At 73.5% G+C, this 25672-nt stretch carries 23 protein-coding genes and 1 tRNA gene; 8 read left to right on the forward strand and 16 right to left on the reverse strand.

Features of this window, described 5'->3' with window-relative positions; genetic code table 11:
• Positions 1-38: 38 nt before the first annotated feature.
• From selB to OC439_RS26400, 7 genes are all read right to left on the reverse strand, one after another.
• On the reverse strand, positions 39-1802 hold the full coding sequence (gene selB, locus OC439_RS26370) for a selenocysteine-specific translation elongation factor (protein WP_262015786.1): 1764 nt from the start codon (positions 1800-1802) through the stop codon (positions 39-41).
• Positions 1803-1807: 5 nt separating this feature from the next.
• Positions 1808-3100, reverse strand: a complete 1293-nt coding sequence (selA, locus tag OC439_RS26375) for an L-seryl-tRNA(Sec) selenium transferase (RefSeq protein WP_262015787.1) — start codon at positions 3098-3100, stop codon at positions 1808-1810.
• A 24-nt stretch (positions 3101-3124) separates the two neighbouring features.
• Positions 3125-3220, reverse strand: a tRNA-Sec gene (locus tag OC439_RS26380).
• A 45-nt stretch (positions 3221-3265) separates the two neighbouring features.
• A complete protein-coding gene (gene nrfD, locus OC439_RS26385) occupies positions 3266-4447 on the reverse strand; it encodes an NrfD/PsrC family molybdoenzyme membrane anchor subunit (protein ID WP_262015788.1) in 1182 nt (393 codons plus the stop codon).
• Positions 4444-5487 (reverse strand): 4Fe-4S dicluster domain-containing protein, encoded by a 1044-nt coding sequence (locus OC439_RS26390; RefSeq protein ID WP_262015789.1) that lies wholly within the window; start codon positions 5485-5487, stop codon positions 4444-4446. The genes nrfD and OC439_RS26390 overlap by 4 nt, the downstream gene beginning before the upstream one ends.
• Entirely contained in the window at positions 5480-8803 is a 3324-nt protein-coding gene (gene fdh / locus OC439_RS26395) for a formate dehydrogenase (RefSeq protein ID WP_262015790.1), read from the reverse strand. The genes OC439_RS26390 and fdh overlap by 8 nt, the downstream gene beginning before the upstream one ends.
• 299 nt (positions 8804-9102) lie before the next feature.
• Positions 9103-9690: a hypothetical protein gene (locus OC439_RS26400; protein ID WP_262015791.1), complete on the reverse strand. Its 588-nt coding sequence runs from the start codon at positions 9688-9690 to the stop codon at positions 9103-9105.
• Between the two features lie 947 nt (positions 9691-10637).
• On the opposite strand from OC439_RS26400, the gene OC439_RS26405 reads away from it, so the two are divergent.
• Positions 10638-10964: a hypothetical protein gene (locus tag OC439_RS26405; RefSeq protein ID WP_013476750.1), complete on the forward strand. Its 327-nt coding sequence runs from the start codon at positions 10638-10640 to the stop codon at positions 10962-10964.
• Positions 10961-11611 (forward strand): nucleotidyl transferase AbiEii/AbiGii toxin family protein, encoded by a 651-nt coding sequence (locus OC439_RS26410; protein ID WP_262015792.1) that lies wholly within the window; start codon positions 10961-10963, stop codon positions 11609-11611. The genes OC439_RS26405 and OC439_RS26410 overlap by 4 nt, the downstream gene beginning before the upstream one ends.
• A gap of 70 nt (positions 11612-11681) precedes the next feature.
• Here the strand turns inward: OC439_RS26410 and OC439_RS26415 are convergent, their stop codons facing one another.
• A complete protein-coding gene (locus tag OC439_RS26415; protein WP_262015793.1) occupies positions 11682-12584 on the reverse strand; it encodes an SDR family oxidoreductase in 903 nt (300 codons plus the stop codon).
• A 151-nt stretch (positions 12585-12735) separates the two neighbouring features.
• Here OC439_RS26415 and OC439_RS26420 point away from each other — a divergent pair, with 151 nt between their 5' ends.
• Positions 12736-14526 (forward strand): bifunctional metallophosphatase/5'-nucleotidase, encoded by a 1791-nt coding sequence (locus tag OC439_RS26420; RefSeq protein ID WP_262015794.1) that lies wholly within the window; start codon positions 12736-12738, stop codon positions 14524-14526.
• 38 nt (positions 14527-14564) lie between these two features.
• Here OC439_RS26420 and OC439_RS26425 read toward each other — a convergent pair whose 3' ends face one another.
• Entirely contained in the window at positions 14565-14750 is a 186-nt protein-coding gene (locus OC439_RS26425; RefSeq protein WP_262015795.1) for a hypothetical protein, read from the reverse strand.
• Positions 14751-14845: 95 nt separating this feature from the next.
• Here OC439_RS26425 and OC439_RS26430 point away from each other — a divergent pair, with 95 nt between their 5' ends.
• Positions 14846-15880 (forward strand): NAD(P)-dependent alcohol dehydrogenase, encoded by a 1035-nt coding sequence (locus OC439_RS26430; protein ID WP_262015796.1) that lies wholly within the window; start codon positions 14846-14848, stop codon positions 15878-15880.
• Here the strand turns inward: OC439_RS26430 and OC439_RS26435 are convergent.
• On the reverse strand, positions 15867-16997 hold the full coding sequence (locus OC439_RS26435) for a geranylgeranyl reductase family protein (protein ID WP_262015822.1): 1131 nt from the start codon (positions 16995-16997) through the stop codon (positions 15867-15869). The genes OC439_RS26430 and OC439_RS26435 overlap by 14 nt on opposite strands.
• Positions 16998-17140: 143 nt before the next feature.
• On the opposite strand from OC439_RS26435, the gene OC439_RS26440 reads away from it, so the two are divergent.
• Complete coding sequence (locus OC439_RS26440; protein ID WP_013286401.1) at positions 17141-17377, forward strand: hypothetical protein; 237 nt, start codon at positions 17141-17143, stop codon at positions 17375-17377.
• A 71-nt stretch (positions 17378-17448) separates the two neighbouring features.
• Positions 17449-18903: an MFS transporter gene (locus OC439_RS26445; RefSeq protein WP_262015797.1), complete on the forward strand. Its 1455-nt coding sequence runs from the start codon at positions 17449-17451 to the stop codon at positions 18901-18903.
• Here OC439_RS26445 and OC439_RS26450 read toward each other — a convergent pair.
• Positions 18876-19433: a helix-turn-helix domain-containing protein gene (locus OC439_RS26450; RefSeq protein WP_262015798.1), complete on the reverse strand. Its 558-nt coding sequence runs from the start codon at positions 19431-19433 to the stop codon at positions 18876-18878. The two genes, OC439_RS26445 and OC439_RS26450, sit on opposite strands and share 28 nt — an antisense overlap.
• Positions 19434-19504: 71 nt before the next feature.
• Between OC439_RS26450 and OC439_RS26455 the strand changes: the two genes are divergently transcribed.
• Both OC439_RS26455 and OC439_RS26460 read left to right on the forward strand, forming a co-directional pair.
• On the forward strand, positions 19505-19846 hold the full coding sequence (locus OC439_RS26455) for a hypothetical protein (RefSeq protein WP_262015799.1): 342 nt from the start codon (positions 19505-19507) through the stop codon (positions 19844-19846).
• Positions 19843-20760: an alpha/beta hydrolase family protein gene (locus OC439_RS26460; RefSeq protein ID WP_262015800.1), complete on the forward strand. Its 918-nt coding sequence runs from the start codon at positions 19843-19845 to the stop codon at positions 20758-20760. Before OC439_RS26455 ends, OC439_RS26460 begins: the two co-directional genes overlap by 4 nt.
• A 51-nt stretch (positions 20761-20811) precedes the next feature.
• On the opposite strand, the gene OC439_RS26465 is transcribed toward OC439_RS26460, so the two are convergent.
• The 5 genes from OC439_RS26465 to OC439_RS26485 form a co-directional block, all read right to left on the reverse strand.
• The gene (locus OC439_RS26465) at positions 20812-21363 is read right to left on the reverse strand and encodes a hypothetical protein (protein WP_262015801.1); all 552 of its coding nucleotides are present in this window, start codon (positions 21361-21363) and stop codon (positions 20812-20814) included.
• A 306-nt stretch (positions 21364-21669) separates the two neighbouring features.
• Positions 21670-22395 carry a hypothetical protein gene (locus OC439_RS26470; RefSeq protein ID WP_262015802.1) on the reverse strand — a complete coding sequence of 242 codons (726 nt, stop codon included), beginning with the start codon at positions 22393-22395 and terminating at the stop codon, positions 21670-21672.
• 211 nt (positions 22396-22606) lie between these two features.
• Entirely contained in the window at positions 22607-23707 is a 1101-nt protein-coding gene (locus tag OC439_RS26475) for a DUF3626 domain-containing protein (RefSeq protein ID WP_262015803.1), read from the reverse strand.
• A 146-nt stretch (positions 23708-23853) separates the two neighbouring features.
• Positions 23854-24483 (reverse strand): MBL fold metallo-hydrolase, encoded by a 630-nt coding sequence (locus tag OC439_RS26480; protein WP_262015804.1) that lies wholly within the window; start codon positions 24481-24483, stop codon positions 23854-23856.
• A complete protein-coding gene (locus OC439_RS26485; protein ID WP_262015805.1) occupies positions 24480-25568 on the reverse strand; it encodes an S-(hydroxymethyl)mycothiol dehydrogenase in 1089 nt (362 codons plus the stop codon). The genes OC439_RS26480 and OC439_RS26485 overlap by 4 nt, the downstream gene beginning before the upstream one ends.
• Positions 25569-25672: the final 104 nt, after the last annotated feature.

Raw genomic sequence — 25672 nt, forward strand, 5'->3', positions numbered from 1 at the left:
CGGTAGGTGACCGGGGCGGGCGGGCGACGCCTGTTGGCTCAGCCCGGCCGGCGGACCACCTCGCGGGCGTCGTCGGGCAGCCGGCGGGTGGCACCGCGCCGGTCCAGCAGCTCCAGCAGCGGCACCGCCACCCGGCGGGTGGTGCCGAGCGCCTGCCGGGCGGCGCTGAGCGTGAACGGCTGCGGCAGCCCGGCGAGCACGCGTACCGCGTCGTCCGGGGCGCCGGGCAGCAGCACCACGTTCTCGGCGAGCTTCAGCAGCGCGCCGGCGCGTACCGCGGCGCCGATCTCCCGGGGGCCGAGCCCGAGGTCGGCCAGGTGGTGTGCCTCGGGGGCCTGGAACGGGCGGTCGCCGTACTCGGCCCGGACCCGGTCCACCGCCCGGGCCACCGGGTCCGGCAGCGTGCCCTGCGGCGCGGCGGTGACCAGGCCGTCGCGCAGTCGCAGCGGCGGGCGCAGCAGCGCCGTCACCAGGGCGCGGTCGGGCAGGTCGAGCCGGTGCCGCAGCACGTCGACGGGTACGCCCGCGGCGAGCGGATGCTCGGCGGCGTACCGGGTCACCTCCTCGGTGAGGCGGCGGCCCAGGTCCCGCCAGTGCTCCGGATCGGCCAGCCACTGCCCGGCCACCGGCGTCGCGGTCGGCGGGACACCCATCCGGGTCAGGTCACCGGCGCGGACGAGCCGCCGCCGGCGCAGCTCCCCGGCCAGGTCCGGCCGCCCGTCCAGCCCGGCCAGCACCGCCGCCCGAGCCGCCGCCGCGCCCCGGCGGCGCAGCGGCGGCGGGTCCACGTCCAGCACCGTCACGCCGCCCGCGACGTGGTGCCGGCCGGGGTCGCGCAGCAGCGCCCGGTCCCCGATCAGCAGCGGCAGCGGGCGGGCCAGGCGCAGCCGTACCGTGTCCGGGCCCAGCGGCCGGACCCGGGCGGGCACCGCCGCCGCGCCCACGTGCAGCGTGAGCGTGGCCGGGAGGTCGGCGGCCGGGTCGCCGGACAGCCGCACGTCGAGCAGGTCGGTACGCCCGAACCGGCCGGGGCTGAGCAGCGCGTCGCCGCGCCCGACCCGGTCCCGGGGCAGGCCGCGCAGGTTCACCGCGACCCGGGCCACCGCCTCGACCTCGGCATGCGCGACACCGAGCGAGTGCAGTCCGCGTACCCGCACCGTCTCCCCGGTGGCGGCCAGTTCCAGTTCGTCGCCGACGCGCAGCCGGCCACCGCCGAGCGTGCCGGTGACCACGGTGCCGCTGCCGCGCACGGTGAACGCGCGGTCCGCCCAGAGCCGCACCGGGGCGTCCCGGGCCGGGTCGGGCAGCCGGGCGGTCAGGCGATCAAGCGCGGCGCGCAGCTCGGGCAGCCCGGCCCCGGTGACCGCGGAGACCGGCACCGCCTCCACAGCGCCCAGCGACGTCGCGGCGATCTCCGTGCGGGCCCGCGCGGTCGCCGGTCCGGGATCGGCCAGGTCCGCGCGGGTCACCACGAGCAGCCCGTACGACACACCCAGCGCGTCCAGCGCGGCCAGGTGCTCGGCGGACTGCGGCATCCAGCCCTCGTCGGCGGCCACCACGATCAGCGCGGCGGGGACCGGGCCGACACCGGCGAGCATGTTCGGCACGAACCGCTCGTGCCCCGGTACGTCGACGAACGCGATCGTGCCGCCCGACGGCAGCGTGGTCCAGGCGAAACCCAGGTCGATGGTCATGCCGCGGCGGCGTTCCTCCGCCCACCGGTCCGGTTCCATCCCGGTCAGCGCCCGCACCAGCGTCGACTTGCCGTGGTCGACGTGCCCGGCGGTCGCCACCACGAACATGCCGGTCAGTCCTCCACGCTCAGCACGGCCGCCCGGACCCGGTCGTCGGCGTCCTCCGGCACGGCACGCAGGTCCAGCAGCAGCCGCCCGTGCAGCACCCGGCCGAGGATCGCCGGGTCGCCGGTGCGCAGCGGTTCGGCGTACCGCTCGGGCAGGCTCAGCGCCCACGAGTCCAGTTCCACGCCCGGTGCCCCGCCGCCGCCGACCACAGCCGCGCTGGGCACCACCTCGGCCTTGCAGCCGTCCTCACCGAGCCGGTCCCGCAGCCGCTCCAGCCGCTCCCGCAGCCGAACCGGGTCGGCGTGCAGCGCGTCCCGGGTGGGCGTGGACGGCGCGTACAGGGTGGCGGCGAGCGCGGCGAGGGTGAGCTTGTCGACCCGCAGCGCCCGGGCGAGGGGGTGCCGGCGCAGCCGCTGCACCAGGTCGGCGTCGCCGAGCAGCAGACCGGCCTGCGGGCCGCCGAGCAGCTTGTCGCCGCTGGCGGTGACCAGGTGCGCGCCCGCCCGCAGCGTGGTGGCCGCGTCCGGCTCGGCGGGCAGCAGCGGGTCCGGCGCGAGCAGCCCCGACCCGATGTCGGCCACCACCGGCACGCCGAGCGTGGCCAGCTCGGCCACCGGCACCGCCGAGGTGAAGCCGGTGACCACGAAGTTCGACGGATGCACCTTCAGCACGAACCCGGTGCGCTCACCGATCGCGGCTTCGTAGTCGGCGCGCGTGGTGCGGTTGGTGGTGCCCACCTCGCGCAGCCGCGCGCCGGTGCTGGCCAGCAGGTCGGGCAGGCGGAACCCGTCGCCGATCTCGACCAGCTCGCCGCGGCTCACCACGATCTCCCGGCCGGCGGCCAGCGCGGTCGCGGCCAGCACCAGCGCCGCGGCGCCGTTGTTCACCACGTGCACCGCCGCCGCGTCGGGCACCGCCGCGGCGAGCGCGTCGAGCGCCTCCCGGCCGCGCCGCGCCCGCCGGCCGGTCCGCAGGTCCAGCTCCACGTCGGTGTGCCCGGCTGCGGCGACCAGCGCGTCCACGGCGGACGGGGCGAGCGGGGCGCGCCCCAGGTTGGTGTGCAGCACGACGCCGGTGGCGTTGAGCACCGGGCGGGGCGTACGGCCGGGCAGGTCCGCCAGCGCCGCGTCGCGTACCTGATCGGGGGTCAGCTCGCCGCGCCGCGCGCGGGTCTGCGCGCTGACGATCGCGGCCTTGACCCGGTCGCGGCCGAGCGTCGCGGCGGCGGCGGCCAGCGCGGGATCGGCGAGCAGCGCGTCGGTGCGCGGCACCCGCCGTCGCGGGTCGACCTCACGCATCGGCGCACTCCCGGGAACGGTACTTGGCGGAGACGGACGGGAATCGAACCCGCCTGGCCCGGGTCCCGGACCACACCGGTTTTGAAGACCGGGAGGGGCACCAGCCGCCTGAACGCCTCCACGCAGCAGTCAACCACAGCGGACGGGAGGCCGCCCGGGGAGGTGTCAGACCTGGTCGGCGGCCCGCCGGTCGGCGCGTTCGCGCTGCGGCACCACCGTGTACCGCGGATCGCGTGCCGAGGCGACCCCGCCGTGGAAGATGCCGAACCGGGTGCACACCGACGCGGCGATCAGCGCGCCGCCGGACAGCACGGACAACACGCGGCTGCGGCGGCCGAGCAGCGCGCCGACCACACCGGCGGCGGTCAGCGCCCGGCCCGCGCGCAGCAGCTTTCCGGGTGTGCCCTGGGTGTAGGGCTCGCTGAGCAGGCCGAGCCGGTTCTCCACCCGGTGCGAACCCCACAGTTCCATCGCCGCGCCCGTGACCGCGAGGCGCCGCGCCGGGCCGGCCTGCGCGCCGGGCGCGGCCACCAGCCCGACACCGGCGCCGCTGGCCAGGGCGCTGCCCGCGAAGATGGCGGGCAGTTCCGGGTACGCCTCGTGCCACGACGGCACCGCCGTGTCCGCCAACAGCACCCCGGTGTACGTGGCGAGCGCCGGCGCGGTGACGGCGGCGACCACACCGGCGGCGTGCCCGGCCGGAGGCAGCAGCCGGCGGCCGAGCCCCAGCACGCCCCGCTCGGGCAGCAGCGGAGCCGCCTCGGCGATCGCCGCGACCCCGGCGGCCGGGCCGAACACGCTGAGGATCCAGGTGCCCACCGACATCGGCGAGGTCACCTTCGCCACCCGCAGCATGTGGTGGAAGCGCGACGGCCGGCCCAGGTCGTTGATCAGGAAGTAGGTGCTCGCGCCGACCCCAGCCAGCGCGGCGATCCGGCCGGCGCGCCGCAACGCCGGGCGGCCGGTGAGCTGCCCGCCCGCCGCCAGCAGCGACGACCCGGCGGCGAGACCGCCGGTGAACAGGTACGCGGCGATGTCCCACCGCCACACCGGCGGCTTGAGGATGGGCCGGCCGTAGTAGGAGGTGAACTCGGCCGGCGGGACGTTGAGCTGCTCCCCGCCGCCCTTGCCGCCCCTGCCGCGGCGCCGGCGTGGTGCCGCGTCGCGGGGCGGGTGCGGGGCCAGGCCGGCCTCGCGGGAGCCCGCGTCGGTGCGGCCCATCCCGGGACCGGCCGCGGTGGCCCGGCTGCCGTTCTCCCGCTCGGCGGCGCCGCCGTTCTCCTGTTCGGCGGATAGACGCTCGCGGAAGCGGCGGAACAGGTCACCGACCGGGCGGTCCGGGCTCACGACGATCCTCCGACGAACGCGGCGACGGCAGCCGCCGCCATGGCCAGGGCGGCGAACCCGGCCCGCTTCCACATCTTCGGCAGGTCCCGGGTGGTGACCACCGGGTCCGGCGGCAGCCCGTACACCTCGGGCTCGTCCAGCAGCAGGAAGAACGCGCCGTCGCCGCCGACGCCGTCGGTCGGGTCGTGGCCGTACAGGCGCGCCTCCGGCACGCCGCGCTCGTGCAGCGCGGTGACCCGCTTGGCGGCCCGTTCCCGCAGCTCGTCGAGCGGGCCGTACTGGATCGACTCGGTCGGGCACGCCTGCGCGCAGGCGGGTGTCATGCCCGCGCCGATCCGGTCGTAGCACAGCGTGCACTTCCACGCCCGGCCGTCGCCCTTGCGCTGGTCGATCACGCCGTACGGGCAGGCGGAGATGCAGTAGCCGCAGCCGTTGCAGATGTCCTCCTGCACCACCACCGTGCCGAACTCGGTACGGAACAGCGAACCGGTCGGGCACACGTCCAGGCAGGCCGCGTGCGTGCAGTGCTTGCACACGTCGGACATCATCAGCCAGCGGAAGTCGGTGCGGCTCTCCGGGCCGGTGGCCCGCCCGGGCGGCTGGGTGCCGGGCATGCCGAGGAACTCCGGACCGGCCGCCATCCGCGCCGCCGCCTCCGGCTGCCCCGGCGGCAGGCCGGGATTCGTACCCGTGTCGGGGGCCGTGACCGCCCCGACCGACGCCGACGCCGGGCTGATCGCCGGGCCGGTCGGGTCGCCGGCGAACGGCGGCGTGCGATGCCCGGCCGGGCGGGGCTGCTCGATGAACGCGACGTGCCGCCACGAGTTCGCGGTGAGCGCGCCGGTGTTGTCGTACGACATGCCGAGCAGGTCGAAACCCGAGTCGGGGACGCCGTTCCACTCCTTGCAGGCCACCTCGCACGCCTTGCAGCCGATGCAGACGCTGGTGTCGGTGAAGAAACCCATCCGGGGCGGCGCGTCGACCCAGCCCGCGTCCGGGGCCGGGTCGAGCGGGCCGTACAGGCTGTTGGCGTCAGGCATCCCGATCCCCGTCCTGGTGCGCGGCGGCCGACTGCTCGTCGGTGCTGCCGGCGGCGTCGTCCCCGCCTGCGGCGTCGGTGGTCACCACCGGCACCTTGCGGTCCGGCGTCATCCCGGCCCGCCGCTGGTAGTCGCCGACCAGGTCGAGCAGCGGAGGGCCGGTGGGCCGCCGCCCGGGCCGGATGTCGCAGGTGCCGACCTTGCTCTCCTGGATGAGGACGTTCGGGTCCAGCGTGATGCCGAACAGGTCGTTCGCCGAGTCGCCGGTGACCAGACCCTCGGTGCCGAAGTGGTACGGCAGCCAGACCTGGTGGATGATCCGGCCGTCCACCCGCAGCGGGGTGAGCCGGTCGGTGACCAGCACCCGCGCCTCGATCACCGCCCGGCCGCTGATCAGGTGCGCCCAGCCCAGGTGGGCCAGCCCGACCTCGCCGGCCAGCTCCGGGGACACCTCGACGAACATCTCCGGTTGCAGCTCCGCCAGGGGCGACACGGTACGGCTCATCCCACCGGCGGTGTGGTGCTCGGTGAGGCGGCTGACCGTGAACACGTACGGGAAGACCTGGCTGTGCGGCTCCGGCGGACTCGGGTTCATCCGGTTGATCGGGTGCTCGTAGATCTTGCGGGTCGGGTTGGCCTGCTGACCGTAGAGCGGGTTGCGCATCGGCGACTCGGCCGGCTCGTAGTGCGTCGGCAGCGGGCCGTCCAGGACGCCGCTCGGCGCGTACAGCCACGCCTTGCCGTCGCCCTGCATGACGAACGGGTCGTCGCCGGCGAGCGCGGCCGGGCCCGAGGCGCCCTCCGGCGGCCGGTACGACGGCGGCTTCGTCTTCTCGAAGTCCGGCACGTCGTAGCCGGTCCACTCGCCGGCGTCCGGATCCCACCAGACGTACTTCTTGCGCTCGCTCCACGGCCGGCCCTCGGGGTCGGCGGAGGCGCGGTTGTAGAGCGTGCGGCGGTTCGCCGGCCACGCCCAGCCCCACTCGGCGGCCACCCAGTCCTGCTCGTGGCGGGACCGGCGGCGGGCCGCCTGGTTCACCCCGTCGGCGTAGACGCCGGAGTAGATCCAGCAGCCGATCGCCGTGGAGCCGTCGTCGCGGGCCTCGCCGAACGCGTTGAGCAGGCGGCCGGTCGCCACCTCGTACCCGTTGATCTCCTTGAGCACCGCCTCGGCGCTCGGCTCCGCGTGCGGACCGTGCGTGGGGTAGTCCCAGGCCAGGTCGAGCAGCGCGCGGTCGCGGCGCGCGGTGGAGCCGGCCAGCTTCTCCCGCAGCACCCGGCCGAGGTGGTAGAAGAACCACAGCTCGGAGCGGGCGTCGCCCGGCGGGTCGACGGCCTTCTCCCGCCACTGCAGCAGCCGCTGCGTCTGGGTGAAGGTGCCCTCCTTCTCCACGTGCGAGGCCGCCGGCAGGAAGAACACCTCGGTCCGGCACTCCTCCGGCACGATCTCCCCGGTGGCGACCTCCGGGCTGTTCTTCCAGAACGTGGCGCTCTCGATCATGAACAGGTCGCGGACGACGAGCCAGTCCAGGTTGGCCATGCCCAGACGCTGGGCCCGGCCGTGCGCGGAGCCGACCGCCGGGTTCTGGCCGAGCAGGAAGTAGCCCTTCACCTTGCCGTCGATCATGTTCAGGACCTGCTGGTACGTGCCGTGGTCGCCGGTCATCCGGGGCATGTAGCCGTAGCAGAAGTCGTTCTCCGGCGTCGCCGCGTCACCCCAGTACGCCTTGAGCAGGCTCGCCGCGAACGCCCGCGAGTTGCCCCAGAAGCCCTTCTGGCCCGGGTGCCGGATGCTGTCCACCCACTTCTCGAACGTCGGGTGGTCGGCGTGGTGCGGCATCGGCAGGTAGCCGGGCAGCAGGTTGAACAGCGTCGGAATGTCTGTGGAGCCCTGGATGCTGGCGTGCCCGCGCAGCGCCAGGATGCCGCCGCCCGGGCGGCCCATGTTGCCCAGCAGCGTCTGGATGATCGAGCCGGTACGGATGTACTGCACGCCGACGCTGTGCTGCGTCCAGCCGACCGAGTAGACGAGCGCGCCGGTGCGCTCCCGGCCCGAGTTCTCCGTCCAGGCGCGCGCCAGCTCGAGGAACCTCTCCTCCGGGATCCCGCACACCCGGGCCACCATCTCCGGGGTGTAGCGGGCGAAGTGCCGCTTCAGGATCTGGTAGACGCAGCGCGGGTGCTGCAACGTCTCGTCCCGCGGGGCCTGCGCCGGCACCGGCTCGCCGTGCGACTCGTGCTCCAGCCCGGAGGCCGAGTCACGTTCCTTACCGGTGCCCCGGGCCTTGGCGTTGTCCTCCTGGCCCTCGTACTGCCAGCTCGCGTGGTCGTACGAGCCGGTGTCCGGGTTGTAACCGGAGAACAGGCCGTCCAGGTCCTCGGTGTCGGCGAACTGCTCGCTGACGATGTTCGCCGCGTTGGTGTACGCCAGCACGTACTCCCGGAAGTCCAGCTCGTTCTCCAGGATGTAGCGCACCACGCCGCCGAGCAGCGCGATGTCCGTGCCCGCGCGGATCGGCAGGTACGTGTCGGCGAGCGCGCTGGTACGTGTGAACCGCGGGTCGACATGGAAGACCTTCGCGCCGCGCTTCTTCGCCTCCATCACCCACTGGAAGCCCACCGGGTGGGCCTCGGCCATGTTCGAGCCCTGGATGATGATGACGTCAGCGTTGGCGAGATCCTGCTGGAAGTCCGTGGCGCCGCCGCGACCGAAGCTGGTCCCCAGACCGGGGACGGTGGCGGAGTGTCAAATACGGGCCTGGTTCTCGATCTGGAGCGCCCCCATCGCGGTGAACAGCTTCTTGATGAGGTAGTTCTCCTCGTTGTCCAGCGTCGCGCCGCCGAGGCTGGAGATGCCCAGCGTCCGGTTCAGCGGGCGGCCCTCGTCGTCGACGTCCTCCCAGGTCTCCGCGCGGGCGGCGAGCATCCGGTCGGCGATCATGTCGAGCGCGACGTCGAGGTCCAGGTCTTCCCACTCGGTCGCGTACGGCCGGCGGTAGCGGACCTTGGTCTGGCGCAGCGGGCTGGTCACCAGGCTCTTGCTGGCCGAGCCCTTCGGGCAGAGCCGGCCGCGCGAGATCGGGCTGTCCGGGTCGCCCTCGATCTGGGTGATCTTGCCGTCGGAGTGGAAGACGCGCTGCCCGCAGCCGACCGCGCAGTACGGGCAAACCGAGCGGGCCATGCCGTCGGCGGACTCGGTGCGAGGGCTCAGCTCGGCGGACCGCGCCGACTGGGCGGCGGCGCCGCGACCGAGCGGGTCGGTGCCGGTGAGTTGCCGGTAGACCGGCCACCCCTGGATGAACGTCTTGAACCCCATCCGCGCACCCCCTCTCCGTCGAGAACGGCTCACCTCTGCCTGTAACCCTAGGCCAGCGGCCAGGGGCGTGCGACTCGAGCCCACAGACAGAGCCGCCCCGGCCGGATGGCCGGGGCGGCTCTGGGCGTCGGTGTGCATGTCGCCTCTCGGCGAGTGGCGCGACGCGGCTCCAGCCGAACGGTATTCCGCGAAGGCAATTTAGGTGAGGCCCGGGGACACTGGACACACCGACGCTCTGCACAACGGTACCGGGGTCACGGTTCTTCCGCTCGCTCGTCGTGACCCCGGTCACCGCCGGGTCAGCTGTTCCAGTGCTGGGCGACGAGGTCGGCGGCCTGCTGTTCCCACTGGGCGTAGTGGTCGGGGTAGGCCGACACCTGGACGGTCTGGGCGGCCTCGGTCAGGGGCATGTCGCGCCAGCCGTCGACCTGCTTGAGGCCCTTCAGGAACGCGGTGGTGGAGTACTCGGGGTCGGTGATCTGCTCGACCGTGCCCCAACCACTGGAGGGGCGCTGCTGGAACAGGCCCTGCGAGTCGTGGTCGTTGCGGTCGCCGAGGTGGCCGAGGTTCTCCAGCTTCGACTCCTGCAGGGCGGTGGCGATCGACACGACGGCGGCGCGTTCGTCCATGCCGGCCTTCTTCGTCGCGGCGATGATGGCCTTGACGTTGGCGGTCTGCTCGTCGTCGAGGTCGATGTGGGTCTGGGTGCCCTGGACGCCGTGCGGGATGAGCGCGGCGCTGTCCAGCTTCGCGGCGGCCTGGGTGGTGGTCACGGCCGTGTCGCGCACCGGCGTGCCAGTGTCGTGGTTGAGAGGGCCGGCGGCGAGGCCACCGGCGACGGTCAGACCGGCGATACCGAGAATGCTCTTACGCAGGATCGTGTTCATGGTGGGCTCCGTTCGGGGGTCGACGCCCGCGCCGAGGGGGGTTCGGTGCGGGTGCGAGCACCGTCAGGCGCTCAAGAAGTCTTCGGGGGATCTCCGGCGGCCTGCTGACGCGGCCCGCTGACGCCCGGGGGTGGCGTACAGGGCTCACCGGCGGCGCCGGAGACATGCACAACGACCGCCGGCCCGGGGTCATTCCCGGGTGCCGCTGCCCGCCTGCCAGGGGGCGCCGGGAGTGCTGCTGCGGTCGTTCACCAGGTATAACGCCCCGCCACCATCCCCGATTCCGCCACCCGTGTGTCCCCGACCACCCCAAAACCGGACACCCGACGCAGCCGCGTCGATCATGAGGTTGACGGCACATGATGTCCGGTTTACCCCCGGCAACCTCATGATCGATTGGGACGTCGGGCCGCCGACGGCAGATCCGCCTGCAACGCGGGCCCCGAGCGGACGTCGCCGGTCGGTGGAGAGCCTTCGCGAGCGATCTTGGTACGGAACGGCCCCCGGAAGGGCGGGAACGTACCAAGATCTCCATCCGCCTGCCGAGGGCATCGCCGCGAGGCGGATGTCGGCGCGGAGCCCGCCCCGGCGAACCTCACCAGGCTCGGCGCACAGGCCACCACGGAGATCTTGGAAGGAAACGGCCCTCATGGGGGCCGAAATCGTCCAAGATCTCCAGCGGAGAGCCGCGCGAGGTGAACAAGACGAGCATCACGACAGGCGATCATGAAGTTGACGGCACGAGCTGACCGGTTTGTCCGGTCCAACTTCATGATCGACGGGGCGAGCCCGGGCGAGGCCGGGCGCGGCGGGGCGCGGCGGGGCGGAGTGAGGCGGGCGCCGAGCGGATGGCGGGCGGGCGGTCACGTGAGCGGGGCGAGTGCTGTGGGGGCGCTCCGCGGGGAAGGGACGCGGGGAAAGGGCCGGGTTGGGGTTACCCTGATGCCATGTCGGTCAGCGCGCACGCGTACCTCGCCCGTCCCGGGCGACCCGCCGTGGTGGCGCGCACCCTGGACGAGCTCACCGGTCCCACGACCGGCATCGTCGAGCTGCCGGTACGCCTGATGTGGAGCAGCGAACGCGCGTTCGACCTGGGCGACCCGGACGAGTTGCTCTGGATGTACGAGAACGTGCTGCGCGAGACGACCCGGGTGGAGGATCTGCGCGAGCTGATCCACGCGGGCACGTTGCGCCGGTTGTGGCCGCTGCTCAACCTGCCCCGGGGCGTACGCCTGGCCTGGGAGGGCCGGCACCGGAGCCTGCGCGCCGCGTGACCCATCCGCACGACTTCTACCGGCAGGTGGCCCGGGTGGCGCTGGCCGCGGCCGGCCCGCACCGTTTCGTGCTCGGCGGCGGCGTGGCGTGGGCCGTCCACGGCCTGGTCACCCGCCCCACCGAGGACGTCGACCTGTTCGCCGACGTGGAGGGCGCCGCCGCGGCGGCGGCCGACGGGGTACGCGCGGCGCTGGAGCGCGCCGGTTACCGGGTGGCCGAGGTGGACCCGGGCGGCCTGGGCGAGGTGTTCGACGGCTTCGACCGGGACCTGCGGGACTTCGTGGTGAGCCGGGACGGCCGGCAGATCCGCCTGAGCCTGGCCCGCCTGGACCGGCACCGCAGCCCGGTGGTGATGGACCTCGGCCCGGTCATGGACGTCCGCGACCTGATCGCCAACAAGACCGCCGCGCTGGTGAACCGGCGGGAGGTACGCGACTACATCGACGCCTCCGCCGCGCTGGACCGGTACACGGTGGCGGAACTGCTGGAGCTGGCCCGGCAGGTCGACCCGGCTCTGGACGACGAGGACGTGCGCGCGGCGGGCCGCTACCTGGACGGGCTGGCCGACCGGCGGTTCACCCGCTACGGCCTGGACGCGCCGCGCATCGCCGAGGTCCGCCGCCGGATGGCCGCCTGGCCCCGCTGAGCAGCGGAACCAGACGACCGGGAGCGGGACCAGGCGGCCGGCGCGGGCCGGAACGGGACCAGGCGGCGGCTCACTTCGTCGGGCGGCCGCCCGTGACGCCGAGGATCTCGCCGGTGACGTAGCTCGACTCCTGCGAGGCGAAGTAGACGTACGCGGGCGCCAGCTCGGCCGGCTGGCCGGGACGGCCCAGCGGCGTGTCGGTGCCGAACTGCCTCACCTTCTCCTCCGGCATGGTGGCCGGGATCAGCGGCGTCCAGATCGGGCCGGGCGCGACCGCGTTGACCCGGATGCCGCGCTCGGCCAGGTTCTGCGCGAGCGCCTTGGTGAAGTTGGCGATGGCGGCCTTTGTGGTGGCGTAGTCGAGCAGCTGCGGCGACGGGTCGAACGCCTGGATCGACGACGTGTTGATGATCGTCGAGCCTTCCTTCATGTGCGGCACCGCGAACTTGCAGAGCCAGAACATGGCGTACACGTTGGTCTTGAAGACGCGGTCGAACTGCTCGGTGGTGATGTCGAGCAGGCCGTTGTCCTGCGACATCTGGTACGCCGCGTTGTTGACCAGGATGTCGACGCCGCCGAGGTCGCGCAGCGCCTGGTCGACGAGGGCGCGGCAGTTGGCCTCCTCGCGCAGGTCGCACCGGACCGCGACGCCGGTGCGCCCGGCCTGCTCGATCAGGGCGACCGTCTCCCGGGCGTCCTTCTCCTCCTCGTCGGCGAGGTAGGTGACGAGCACGTCGGCGCCCTCGCGGGCGAAGGCGATCGCCACGGCCCGGCCGATGCCGGAGTCGCCGCCGGTGATGATCGCGCGCTTGCCGGTGAGCCGGTCGCTGCCCCGGTACGACTCCTCGCCGTGGTCGGGCTTCGGCCCCATCTCCTGCTCGTTGCCGGGCGGCGTCTGCTGCTGCGACGGCTGGCCCTCCTGCTGTCCGTACTGCTCGGCCGGATGCTGCTGGGTGAACTGGTCCTCGCTCATGGATGCGCCCCTACCCCGGTGACCGGCGGGAAAACAGCAGCCTGTGACCGGAAGGGAAACAATTCGGGCCGGTGTGGCGCAGGTGACATGTGGTGGTTATGGTGCGCAACGGCGCCCACGAGGCGCGTACCCCCATTCGGAAAGGCACCTCATGACCTCCTCCTCCGGCGCCTCCCGGCGCCAGGTGCTGGCCGTCGCGGCCGCCGCCGCGACCGCTCCCCTGCTGGCCGGCGCGCCCGCCGAGGCGAAGCCGAAGCAGCCGAAGACCTGGGACCTGACGATCCTCGGCACGTCGGACACCCACGGCAACGTCTACAACTGGGACTACTACAAGGACGCCGAGTTCGACGACAGCAAGCACAACGACGTCGGCGTCGCGAAGCTCGCCACCCTGGTCACCCAGATCCGGGCCGAGCGCAAGGGCAGGGCCACGCTGGTCCTGGACGCCGGTGACACGATCCAGGGCACGCCGCTGGCGACGTACTACGCCAAGCAGGAGCCGATCACCAGCACCGGTGAGACGCACCCGATGGCCCGCGCCATGAACATCCTCAAGTACGACGCGGTGACGCTCGGCAACCACGAGTTCAACTACGGCCTGCCGCTGCTGGCCACCTGGATCGAGCAGCTCGGCTTCCCGGCCCTGGCCGCGAACGCGCTCAACGCGAAGACCGGCAAGCCGGCGTTCCTCCCGTACGTGATCAAGGAGGTCAAGCTCGGCGGGCACGGCGCGCCGAAGCTGCGCGTCGGCATCCTCGGCCTGACCAACCCCGGCGTGGCCATCTGGGACAAGGGCAACGTCGAGGGCCGCCTGGTCTTCGCCGACATGGTCGCCACCGCCGCGAAGTGGGTGCCGGAGATGCGCCGCCGCGGCGCCGACCTGGTCGTCATCTCCGCGCACGGCGGCGACAGCGGCACCTCCAGCTACGGCCCGGAGCTGCCGAACGAGAACCCGACCGCGCTGATCGCCGAGCAGGTCCCCGGCATCGACGCGATCCTGTTCGGCCACGCGCACAACGAGGTGCCGGAGAAGTTCGTCACCAACCTCACCACCGGCGAGCGGGTCCTCACCTCGGAGCCGTCGAAGTGGGGCCAGCGGCTGACCCGGATGGACTTCACGCTGACCCGGGAGAAGGGCCGCTGGACGGTGACCGCCAAGTCGGCCACCACGCTGAACACCAACACCGTGGTCGAGGACCCGGCGGTGCTCGCGGCCGTGCGCGGCCAGCACACCAAGACCGTCGAGTACGTCAACCGGGTCGTCGCCCGGTCGAGCGTGGAGCTGTCGGCCGCCGAGTCGCGGTACAAGGACACCCCGATCCTGGACTTCATCAACCACGTCCAGACCGAGGTGGTCACCGAGGCCCTCGCGGCCGGCGAGTACGCGGGCCTGCCGGTGCTGTCGATCGCCGCGCCGTTCAGCCGTACCGCGGTGTTCCCGCAGGGCGACGTGCGGATCCGCGACGTCGCGGGCCTCTACGTGTACGACAACACGCTGGAGGCGGTCGTGCTGACCGGCGCCGAGGTGAAGGCGTACCTGGAGTACTCGGCGAAGTACTTCGTCACGCTGCCGGCCGGCGCGCCGGTGAACCCGGAGACGATCAGCGACCCGGCGGTGCCGGACTACAACTACGACGTGTTCTCCGGCGTCGACTACGACATCGACATCGCCAAGCCGGTCGGCCAGCGGATCACCCGCCTGGTGCTGGCCGGCACCGACACCCCGGTCGCGGCGGACGCCCGGTTCGTGGTGGCGGTGAACAACTACCGGCGCAGCGGCGGCGGCAACTTCCCGGGCATCGTGAAGACCCAGGTCTACAACGCCCAGCAGGAGATCCGCCAGCTGCTCATCGACTGGGCGCAGGCCAAGGGCGTCATCGACCCGGCCGACTTCTTCGTACCCAACTGGAAGCTGGTCCGCGACGGCGTGCCGGTCTTCTGACCGTGCGGCGACGGGGTCCGGGCGCGTGCCGGGCCCCGTCAGCCGCCCGCGCGCAGGTGCCACTCCGACTCCCCGCCGGCCGGGTCCGGCCGGTCCGGCGGGAACTCGGTCTCGGCGGACTCGATCCGCTCCTCCGGGCGCACCCGGGCCGGCAGTTCGCCGAAGCGGACGTGCCGCAGGAACGCGTACTCCTCGTCGGTGAACGACTCGGCCGGCTCGCTCATGACCGCATTGTGCGCTCGCCCGTTGCGTCTCCGCATCAACCGCTACGGCAGGGGTATGCCGCCGCGACGACCGTGGGCGACGAGGTGGAGGAGACATGCGCGCAGTACGGATGACCGCACCCGGTGTGCTGGAGCACACGGAGGTACCCACGCCGCAGGCCGGCCCGGGTGAGGTGCTGCTGCGCGTCGGCGCGGTCGGCGCCTGCCACTCCGACCTGCACATCCTCGACGCGCCGGCCGGGGTGTTCCCGATGCCGATGACGCTCGGGCACGAGATCGCCGGCACCGTAGACACGGTAGGCGCGGGAGTTCACGGCTGGTCGCCCGGCGACCGGGCCGCGGTCTACGGCATCATCGGCTGCGGCTACTGCCGGGCCTGCCTGCGGGGCGAGGAGAACCGCTGCCGGGTCATCCCGGTCGGCGGCATCGGGCTCAGCCGCGACGGCGGGCTGGCCGATTACGTGGTGGTGCCCGCGTCCCGGCTGCTGCCGGTCGGCGACATGGACCTGACCCAGGCGGCGCCGCTGACCGACGCCGGGCTGACCCCGTACCACGCGGTGGACCTGGCGCGGCCCCGGCTGCGGCCCGGCACGTCCTGCGTGGTGATCGGCATCGGCGGCCTGGGGCACATGGGGTTGCAGATCCTGCTCGCCACCACCGCGGTACGGATCATCGCGGTGGACACGAACACCGCCGCGCTGGACCTGGCCGGCCGCCTGGGCGCCCACCACACCGTGCAGGCCGGCCCGGACGCGGTGGAGAGGATCCGCGAACTGGTCGGGCCGGCGCCGGACGGCGCGGACGTGGTGCTCGACTTCGTCGGCGCGCAGCCCACGCTGGACACCGCCCGGCAGGTGGTCGCCACCGGCGGCCAGATCCTGCTGGTGGGCCTGGCCGGCGGCACGCTGCCGGTGCGGCCGGTCGCCGACGAGCCGCCGCCGGTGCCGCTGGAGACCGGTGTGGTGGTGCCGTTCTGGGGCACCCGGGCGGAACTGCACGAGGTGATCGCGCTGGCCCGCGACGGCCGGCTGCACGCCGACGTGCACACGTTCCCCCTCGCGGAGGCGCCGCAGGCGTACGAGGCGCTGCGCCGGGGCGAGGTGCGGGGGCGGGCGGTCATCGTCCCCTGACAGCGGCGGGCAGGCGGTCGAGCAGCGCCAGCCCGGCCCGCACCGGCCGCCGGTCGAGCACCTCGGCGAAGCTCGCCCGCCCCTGGCAGAACCGCACGAACATCCGCCAGCCGGGCGGGCTCGCCAGCATCGCGTGGAACACGTCGGGCCGCCGCTCGAACACCTCCAGCAGCCGGTGCCCGGCGCGCATCTCCGGCGTCAGCCGCCGGTCGACCTCCCGGGCGTACGCGTCGAGGTCACCGGCGGCCACCGCCTCGCCGGCCAGCCGGCCCGAGCGCAGCGCGTAGCTGATCCCCTCCCGGCTCCACGGCTCCAGCAGCCCGGCGGCGTCCCCGGCGACCAGCACCCGCCCGTGCCGCAGCGGTGAGTCCCCGGTGCGGCAGCGGGTCAGGTGACCGGAGTCGTGCTCCGGCCTCACCCCGGACAGGCCGAGCCGGTCGGTGAAGTCGCGCAGGTAGGCGCGGGTGCGGTCGCCGTCACCCCGGGCGGATATGACACCGACGGTGAGACGGTCGCCCTTGGGGAACACCCACGCGTACGAGCCGGGCAGCGGCCCCCAGTCGAGCAGCACCCGGCCGCGCCAGCGGTCCCGCTCGGCGGCGTCCACCGGCAGTTCCAGTTCCAGGCCGAGGTCGACCTGCCGGAAGCGCACCCCGACGTGGCGTGCCGTCACGCCGGACGAGCCGTCCGCGCCGATGACGGTACGGGCGCGTACCGTCTCACCGCCGGCCAGGCGCAGGCGTACCTCGTCGGGGTCCTGCTCGATCGCGCGGACCGCGACGCCCTCGCGGACCTGCGCCCCGGCGGCGACGGCGGCGGCGCGCAGCCGGTCGTCGAACTCCTCCCGGCGGATCATGGTGACCAGCGGCGCGGGGTGCCGGCGGGTGAACGCGCGTCGCCCGTCCCGGGTGAACGTGATCCGGTCGGCCCGGTCGTGGGCGGGCACCTCGACACGCCCGGCGACCTCGGTGAGCGAGGTGCCGATCAGGCCGCCGCCGCACGTCTTGTACCGGGGGTGGGTGGCCCGTTCCACCACGAGCGTGCGGACGCCGGCCCGGGCCGCGGCGTGCGCGGCGGAGAGTCCGGCGGGCCCGCCGCCGACCACGACGAGATCCATGATCACGGGTGCAGCCTAGGGCACCGCCGTGCCGCGCCGCCCGGTACGACAGTCGAACGGGTGAGCATCATCGCGGCCCGTCCGGGTAACCGCCGGTCGCCGGCCGTCCGCGGGTCGGGCGGTCCACGCCGAGGAGGGAAGCGATGCCTCAGGTCCAGCTGTCTGCGGTCGAGGAACGGGTCTACCAGGCGGTGTCCGCGCTGGAGGTGCAGGGACACGTCCCCTACCCGGACCTGATCGCCCAGGAGACCGGGATGACCGAGGAGGAGCTGCGCGAGCCGCTGCACTCGCTCACCGAGCGAGGGCTGCTGCACCGCGAGGACTCCCCGATGTCCGGCCTGGACTTCGGACCCCGGTGGTGCGCGCGCCAGATGGCGTGATCGAGTCGTTTGCCCCACCGGGCACCGGGTAGCGATCGGAGTCGGGTGATCGACGGTCAGCGGGGGGCACGATGAGCGAGGGCCGGTCGTCGACGCCGGTGCAGGACACCGGGTACGACGGCCGGCGTCGCTGGCGCGCGCTGAGCGTCGGCCTGATCGCGGCGTTCATGACGCTGCTGGACGTCAGCATCGTCAACGTCGCGGTGCCGTCGATCGATCGGGCGCTGCACGCCACGCCGAGCGACCTGCAATGGGTGCTGTCCGGGTACGCACTGACGTTCGGCCTGGTGCTGGTGCCGGCCGGGCGGTTCGGCGACGCGCGCGGGCGGCGTACCGCGTTCGTGGTCGGGGTCGGCCTGTTCACGCTGACCAGCGCGCTGGCCGGGCTGGCCCGTTCGCCGGAGTGGCTGGTCGTCGCCCGGCTCGTCCAGGGTGCCGCCGCCGGCGTGGTGAACCCTCAGGTCAGCGGCATGATCCAGGAGCTGTTCCGGGGCTCCGACCGGGGCCGGGCGTTCGGGCTGCTGGGCGCGACGATCGGTATCTCCACCGCCGTGGGTCCGCTGCTCGGCGGTCTGCTCATCCAGCTCGGCGGCGCCGAGCACGGCTGGCGGTGGGTGTTCTTCGTGAACATCCCGGTCGGGATCGTGGCGATGCTGCTCGGCTGGCGGCTGATGCCGTCCCGGCCGACGAATCCGGCCGGACGAGGCCGGCTCGATCCGCTCGGGGTGCTGCTGCTCGGCGCCGGGGTGACGGTGATCCTGCTGCCGCTGGTGCAGCGGGAGCAGTGGCGGGGCCCGGGCAAGTGGCTGCTGATTCCCGTCGGCCTGCTGCTGCTCGCCGGGTTCGCGCTCTGGGAGCACCGGTACGGCCGGCGCGCCCAGCCGCTGTTCGACCTGCGGCTGTTCACGGTGCGCTCGTACACGCTGGGCGCGCTGATCGGCCTGATCTACTTCGCCGGGTTCACCGCGATCTTCTTCGTCTTCACGCTCTACCTCCAGATGGGGCTCGGCTACAGCGCGCTCGTGGCCGGTCTGGCGATCACGCCGTTCGCGCTCGGCTCGGCGCTCGCCTCCGCGCTCGGCGGCCGGGTGGTCACCCGGTACGGCCGTCCGCTGGTGGCGATCGGGCTGGTGGCCGTGGTGGCCGGGCTGATCGCGACCGACCTGGTGCTGGCGGGCGGGCCGCACGAGAACGTGCCGCTGCGGACCGCGCTGCCGTTGCTCGTCGCCGGGCTGGGCAGCGGCCTGGTGATCGCGCCGAACCAGACGCTCACGCTGTCCGAGGTGCCGGTGCCGATGGCCGGCAGCGGCGCGGGCATGCTCCAGACCGGGCAGCGCATCGGGTCGGCGGCAGGCATCGCCGCGGTGGGCGCGCTGTTCTTCTCCACGCTCGCCGACGGCAACGGCGACTGGAGTACGGCGTTCCGCCGCTCGCTGCTGCTCGCCGCCGGGATCATCGTGCTGGCGCTCGGTGCCGCCGTGGCGGACATCGTGGCCGGTCACCGGCGCTCGACGGGCCGCTCCTGATCGGCGCCGGGCAGCAGGACTGTGGTGAGCAGCCGCCGGGTGCGGCCGGGCCCGGGGCCGAGCGCCGCGTACTCGGCGAACAGCTCGCGGAACCGGGTGACGAACTCGGCGGTCTCGGTGTCGGTGGCGTGGAACGCGTTCTGCCGGTAGCCGGCCACGTCGCGGGCCAGGTCGGGGTCGCCGCGGTCGAGGTAGCCGTCGAAGTCGGCGAGCAGGCCCGCGACGAAGGTGAGGAACGCCTGCCGGTGCCGTTGCGGGCTCATGGCCCGGGCCTCGTCCGGGTCCACCGACGCGGCGGCCTCGTGGAGCCGGTAGCTGCGCTCGGTCGCGCCGCGGGCCCGCCGCTCCCCCACCGTGTGCAGCACGCCGTGGTCGGCGAGCGTGGCGACCTGCCGGTAGAGCGTGGCCGGCGGCACGTCGCTCAGCTCGGTGCGCAGGTCGGTGGTGGTGAGCGTGCGGCCGCCCAGGAACGCCTGGACGATGCGCAGCCGGACCGGGTGCATCAGCAGCTCCACGGTGTCGAGTGCCACAGTGGCTCCCCTTTTTGTTCTCGCCTCCGGTAATGTTCTCACCGACGATAACAGAAGCGAGGAGTCCACCGATGGCCACCATCGACCTCACCCCCCACCGCATCGACGTCCGGCTCACCACCGCCGAGAAGATCTGGGCCCTGCGCGGCGACCTGTCGTTCCCCCGCTCCGCCGTCAGCGGCGCCGTCGTCGTACCGGACGGCGCCCGCGCCACCCGTGGCATCCGGGCGCCCGGCCTCGGCGTGCCCCGCACGCGCAACGTCGGCACCTGGCGCGGCAAGGCCGGCAAGGAGTTCGTCAGCGTCCGCGGCGGCCAGCCGGCCGTCCGCATCACCCTCACCGGCCAGGCGTACGACTCCCTGCTCATCGGCGCCGACGACGCCGACGCCCTGGCCGCGGCGGTGCTGCCGTGACGATCGACAGTCCGCTCGCCGTCGAGTCGGCCGGGCAGCGGCTGTCCGGCACACTCACGCTGCCCGAGGGCGCCGGACCGCACCCGGTGGCGCTGCTGCTGCCCGGCTCCGGGCCGATCAACCGCGACGGCGACCACCGCCGCCTGCCGCTCGGCATCCAGCGGCACCTGGCCGCCGCGCTGAGCGGGGCCGGGATCGCTGTCGCCCGGTACGACAGGCGGGGCGTCGGCGAGAGCAGCGGTGAGTTCCTGCGTACCGGCTTCCACGACAACGTCGACGACGCGGCCGCCGTGTTCGCGGCACTGCGCGACGACCCGGCCGTGGACGCCGGGCGGATGTTCCTGGTCGGCCACAGCGAGGGCGCACTCACCGCTGTCGCGCTCGCTGCGCGTGGCGTACCGGTGGCCGGTCTGGTCCTGCTCTCCGCGCCCGGGCGCACCGGCGCCGAGGTGCTGCGCTGGCAGGCCGGGCGGCTGCTGCCCACGCTGCCCGCGCCGGTACGCCTGGTGCTCCGGCTCACCCACACCGACCTGGCGGCGAAGGTGGCCCGCAACCACGAGAAGATCCTCGCCACCGACAAGGACGTGGCGTGGGTCGGCGGACAGCGGCTCAACGCCCGCTGGTTCCGGGAGTTCCTGCGCTACGACCCCCGGCCGGACCTGGCCCGCGTCGACGCGCCGATCCTCGCGCTCACCGGCGACAAGGACCTCCAGACCGACCCGGCCGACCTGCCGGTCATCGCCGCGCACGCGGGCGGGCCGGTGCAGACCGGGGTGCTGCCCGACGTCACCCACGTGCTGCGGCGCCAGCCGGGGCAGCCGTCGCTGCGGGCGTACCGGGACGAGGCGAAGCAGCCGCTTGACCCGTCGGTGGTCGAGCCGGTGCTGTCGTGGCTCGCCGCGCACGGCGGCTGAGGGCACGCGAAAGGCCGGCACCCGATCCGGGTACCGGCCTTTCGGTGGTTCTTACTTGATCCAGTGCTCGGCCACGATCTCGGCGGCCTGCTTCTCCCACTGCGCGTACGCGTCGGGGTAGGCGCTGACCTGCACGGTCTGCGCGGCCTCGGTCAGCGGCATGTCCTGCCAGCCGTCGACCTGTTTGAGGCCCTTGAGGAACGCCAGCGTCGAGTACTCGGGGTCGGTGATCTGCTCCGGCGTACCCCAGCCGCTGGACGGCCGCTGCTGGAACAGGCCCAGCGAGTCGTGGTCGTTGCGGTCACCCAGGTGACCCAGGTTCTCCAGCTTCGACTCCTGCAGCGCGGTGGCGATCGAGACGACCGCGGCCCGCTCAGGCAGGCCCGCCTTCTTGGTGGCCGCGATGATGGCCTTGGCGTTGGCGAGCTGCTCGTCGTTCAGGTCCACGTGGGACTGCTCGCCCTGCGGGCTCACGCCCTGAACCGCGACCGCGGTCGGCTTGGTGGTCTCCGCCGCGTGGGCGGCGACCGGACCGGCGAACACGCCACCGGTGAAGGCGAGACCGGCGACACCGAGGATGCTCTTGCGCAGGATCGTGTTCATGGTGGGCTCCGTTCGGGGGTCGACGCATCCGGGGGGATGCGTGGGCACCGTCAGGCGCTCAGGGTTCTCGGGGGATCCGGCAGCGCGGGGGCGTGCCGGGTGCATCTGCAACGACCGACGACCCGGGGTTGTTCCCCGCCCACCAAACCCGCCCTCCCCGCCCGCCCTCCCCGCCCCTGCCCGGCGATCTTGGAGTTGTGGCGCCCAGGATGTCCGTTATCCGAGGTCTGCGAGGTGCCACAAGTCCAAGATCGACGAGAACGGCCGACCCCACGAAAGGGCCGGCCGTTCTCTACGGGTGTCGGGTTACCAGACCTGCTGGACGATGTCCGCCGCCTGCTCCTCCCACTGCGCGTACGCGTAGGGGTAGGCGGACACCTGGACGGTCTGCGCGGCGGTGGTCAGCGGCAGCTCGTGCCAGCCGCCGACGTTCTTCAGCGCGTTGAAGAACGCCTTGCTGGAGTACTCCGGGTCGGTGATCTGCTCGGACGTGCCCCAACCGGACGACGGGCGCTGCTGGAACAGGCCCTCCGAGTCGTGGTCGTTGTACGCGCCGAGGTGACCCAGGTTGTACAGCTTCGACTCCTGCAGCGAGGTCGCGACGCCGATCACGGCGCCCCGCTCCCCCACGCCGGTCTCCTTGGCCGCCTCGACGATGGCCTTGGCGTTGTCGAGCTGTGCGTCGTCGAGCGGGATGCGCGACTGCGCGCCCTCGACGCCGTGCGGCACGAGCTTCTCCTTGGCCGGGCGGTCGGCCCGGGTCGGCACCTTGTCCAGGCCGGTGGTCTGGCCGGGCTTGACCGCCTCGGTGGAGGTCTTCTTGCCGGTCGCCAGGTCGATGGCGGCCTTGGCGCCGGCGTGCGGCCCGCTGGTCACCGGCGCGGCCACTGCGACGGGGCCGACGGCCAGCCCGCCCAGAACTGCCACACCCGCCACGCTCAGCGCGGCACGGCGGTTACGGGTGACGGCGGCGGTCTTCGCGATGGCGGTCTTCGCGATGGCGGGGAGCCATCGAGTGAAGTGCTGCTTCACGATGGTTGCCCTTTCGATCGTTACGACGCGCTCCGGGGTGAGCGCCCCTCGAGGGACTACCGCCGGGTAGGTGTTTGGGTTCCGGCGGTACGGGGGACACAACGAGCCCGCGGTGTCGGTCATTCCGGAAATGCCGGGCACGGCGAAGGCTGCGGTCCAGGTCACCCGCGGTTCCGGACAAGCACGCGGTTCAGCAGGCAGAGCGGGACGATCAGGCCGGACCGCCGAACCGGACCAGCACGTGCCAGAGCTGCTTGAGGTGCTGCAGCGTCACCGCGGCCGGTCCCCGATCGGCCCAGCGCTGCGGCTCGCGTACCACCGAGGCGGCGGCCCGGCCGACGAGCGCGGCGTGCAGCGGCTCCCCCGGGCGGGCGAACTCGGCGTGCACGCGCGCGGCGAGCGGCGGGATGTCCGGGCCGCGGAACTCGGCGTCCACGGCGTGGACCGGCAGCACGAAGCCGGGGTGGGACCGCAGCGCCAGGCCGTGCCGCGCGGCGATCCGCTCCAGACGCCGTCCCACGTCGGTGCCCCGGAACGACGGGTCGACCACGAGCGCCTCGACGTCGCGGGCCAGGCTGATCTCGCCGTGCACCTGCGCCTCGACGTAGTCGTCGAGCGCCCGGCCGACCCGCCCGGACTCCCGTTCCCGGCGGCGCAGCAGCGTCCGCAGCAGCGTGCCGGTGTCCATGCCGGCCACGCCCAGGGCGACGCCGGTTCCGGCGGTGGCGGTGAGCAGCGCCGCGAACACCGGCTCGAAGACGTCGACGGTGCCGAACTCGGTGGGTTCGAGGTGGCTGTCACCGAAACTGAACGTGGCCCGGGCCAGCACCTCCGGGCGCAGCCGCAGATGGCAGGACCCGAAGCGGGGGCAGGCGCCGTCGGCGTGGTCGAGCAGGTTCAGGCCGCCGTACTTCGGACGCTGTGCCGGGAGCACGCCGGGACGCTGGTACGCGCCGCCGAACATCGCCTGCTCCCACACGTCCCGGTCGCCACCCGGGTACGCGGTCAGGCCGCCGTTGGAGATGCCGGTCTCGAACTGGCTGCGGTAGACGCCCTCCTCGTCCAGCGCCTCGACCACTGTGCGGCCGTCGCGCAGCAACCGGTCGGGGTGGAAGTTCAGCGTCAGGCGCCCGTACCCGGTGATCGCGGCGACGACCTCCTCGTACCGGTAGGTGGTGCCGGAGGCGGCGAGGTGGCGGGCGATGACGGCGAGCGCGGCGGGGCGGTCGCGCAGCGCGACGTCGCGGACGTGGCCCAGCGCGGCGGACTGGGCGGCGGTGAGGGTGGCGACGGGCACGGACGCGAGTATCACCGGACGGAACGTCGTGCGGCCACACGGTTTTCCGGACCCGTCCGCGGCGGACGGACACCCGGCGGTGCCGGGCGCGGACGGGCCGGGAGACGCCGCGCGGGCCCGGACCGGACTGCTCCGGCCGGACCCGCGCGGGCGTGCGGTCCTCAGTGGCCCCGGGCGATCCACTCGTCCAGGTGCGGCGCCTCGGCCCCGATCGTGGTGTCGTCGCCGTGCCCGGTGTGCACCACCGTCTCCGGCGGCAGCGTGAGCAGCCGGGTACGGATCGACTCGACGATGGTGCCGAAGTCGCTGTACGACCGACCGGTGGCGCCCGGTCCCCCGGCGAACAGGGTGTCGCCGGTGAAGACCGCGCCCAGGTCGGGGGCGTGGAGGCTGCACGCGCCGGGGCTGTGGCCCGGGGTGTGCAGCACCCGCAGCGTGGTGCCGCCGACGGTGAACGTCTGCCCGTCGGTCAGCTCGCCGTCCGGTGCCGTGTCCGGGTGCACCATGTCCCACAGCACCCGGTCGGCCGGGTGCAGCAGCACCGGCGCGCCGGTGGCCCGGGCCAGTTCGGGCGCGACCCGGACGTGGTCGTCGTGGGCGTGGGTGGCGATGATCGCGACCACCCGCCGGTCACCGATCACCTCGCGGATGGCGGCCACGTCGTGCGGCGCGTCGAGGACGACGCACTCGGCGTCGTCGCCGATCACCCAGACGTTGTTGTCCACGTCGAACGTCTGGCCGTCGAGCGAGAACGTGCCGGAGGTGACGGCGTGGTCGACGCGTGCGGTCACGGGAAGACCACCACCGAGCGCAGCACGTCGCCGTGGTGCATCCGGTTGAACGCCTCCTCGACCTGGTCGAGGGCGATCTCCTCGGTGACGAAGGCGTCCAGGTCCAGCCGTCCCTGCCGGTACAGCTCGGTGAGCATCGGGAAGTCGCGGCTGGGCAGGCAGTCGCCGTACCAGCTGGACTTGAGCGCGCCGCCGCGGCCGAAGACGTCGGCCAGCGGCAGCTCCACTGTCATCTCCGGGGCGGGTACGCCGACCAGCACGACGGTGCCGGCCAGGTCGCGGGCGTAGAACGCCTGCTTCCACGTCTCCGGACGGCCGACCGCGTCGATCACCACGTCGGCGCCGAAGCCGCCGGTGGCCGCGCGGATGGCCTCCACCGCGTCGTCCTCGGAGGCGTTGACGGTGTGGGTGGCGCCGAACTTGCGCGCCCAGTCGAGCTTACGGGAGTCGGTGTCCACCGCGATGATCGTGGTCGCGCCGGCCAGGGCCGCGCCGGCCACCGCCGCGTCACCGACACCACCGCAGCCGATCACCGCGACCGAGTCGCCCCGGGTCACGTTGCCGGTGTTCATGGCCGCGCCGAGGCCGGCCATCACGCCGCAGCCGAGCAGGCCGACCGCCGCCGGCCGGGCCGACGGGTCGACCTTCGTGCACTGCCCGGCGTGGACGAGCGTCTTCTCGGCGAACGCGCCGATGCCGAGCGCGGGCGTCAGCTCGGTGCCGTCGGTGAGCGTCATCTTCTGGGTCGCGTTGTGGGTGGCGAAGCAGTACCACGGTCGGCCGCGCCGGCAGGCCCGGCACTGCCCGCAGACCGCGCGCCAGTTGAGCACCACGAAGTCGCCTGGGGCCACGTCGGTGACGCCGTCGCCCACCTGCTCCACGATGCCGGCGGCCTCGTGGCCGAGCAGGAACGGGTAGTCGTCGTTGATGCCGCCCTCGCGGTAGTGCAGGTCGGTGTGGCAGACGCCGCACGACTGGATGCGGACCACCGCCTCGCCCGGCCCCGGGTCCGGCACCACGATGGTGGTGACCTCCACGGGCGCGCCCTTGCGCCGCGACACGACTCCCCGGACTTCCTGGCTCACAGTGCCTCCCTTGTTGCGTGCTTCTGCACCCCGAACCTACCGCTGATCATGACCCGCGAACCAATGAAGCCCGCCGGATTGTCCTGGTCATGACCGGGTACCCG

Source organism: Micromonospora sp. Mcm103 (genome assembly GCF_024519755.1).
Lineage (GTDB): Bacteria > Actinomycetota > Actinomycetes > Mycobacteriales > Micromonosporaceae > Micromonospora > Micromonospora aurantiaca.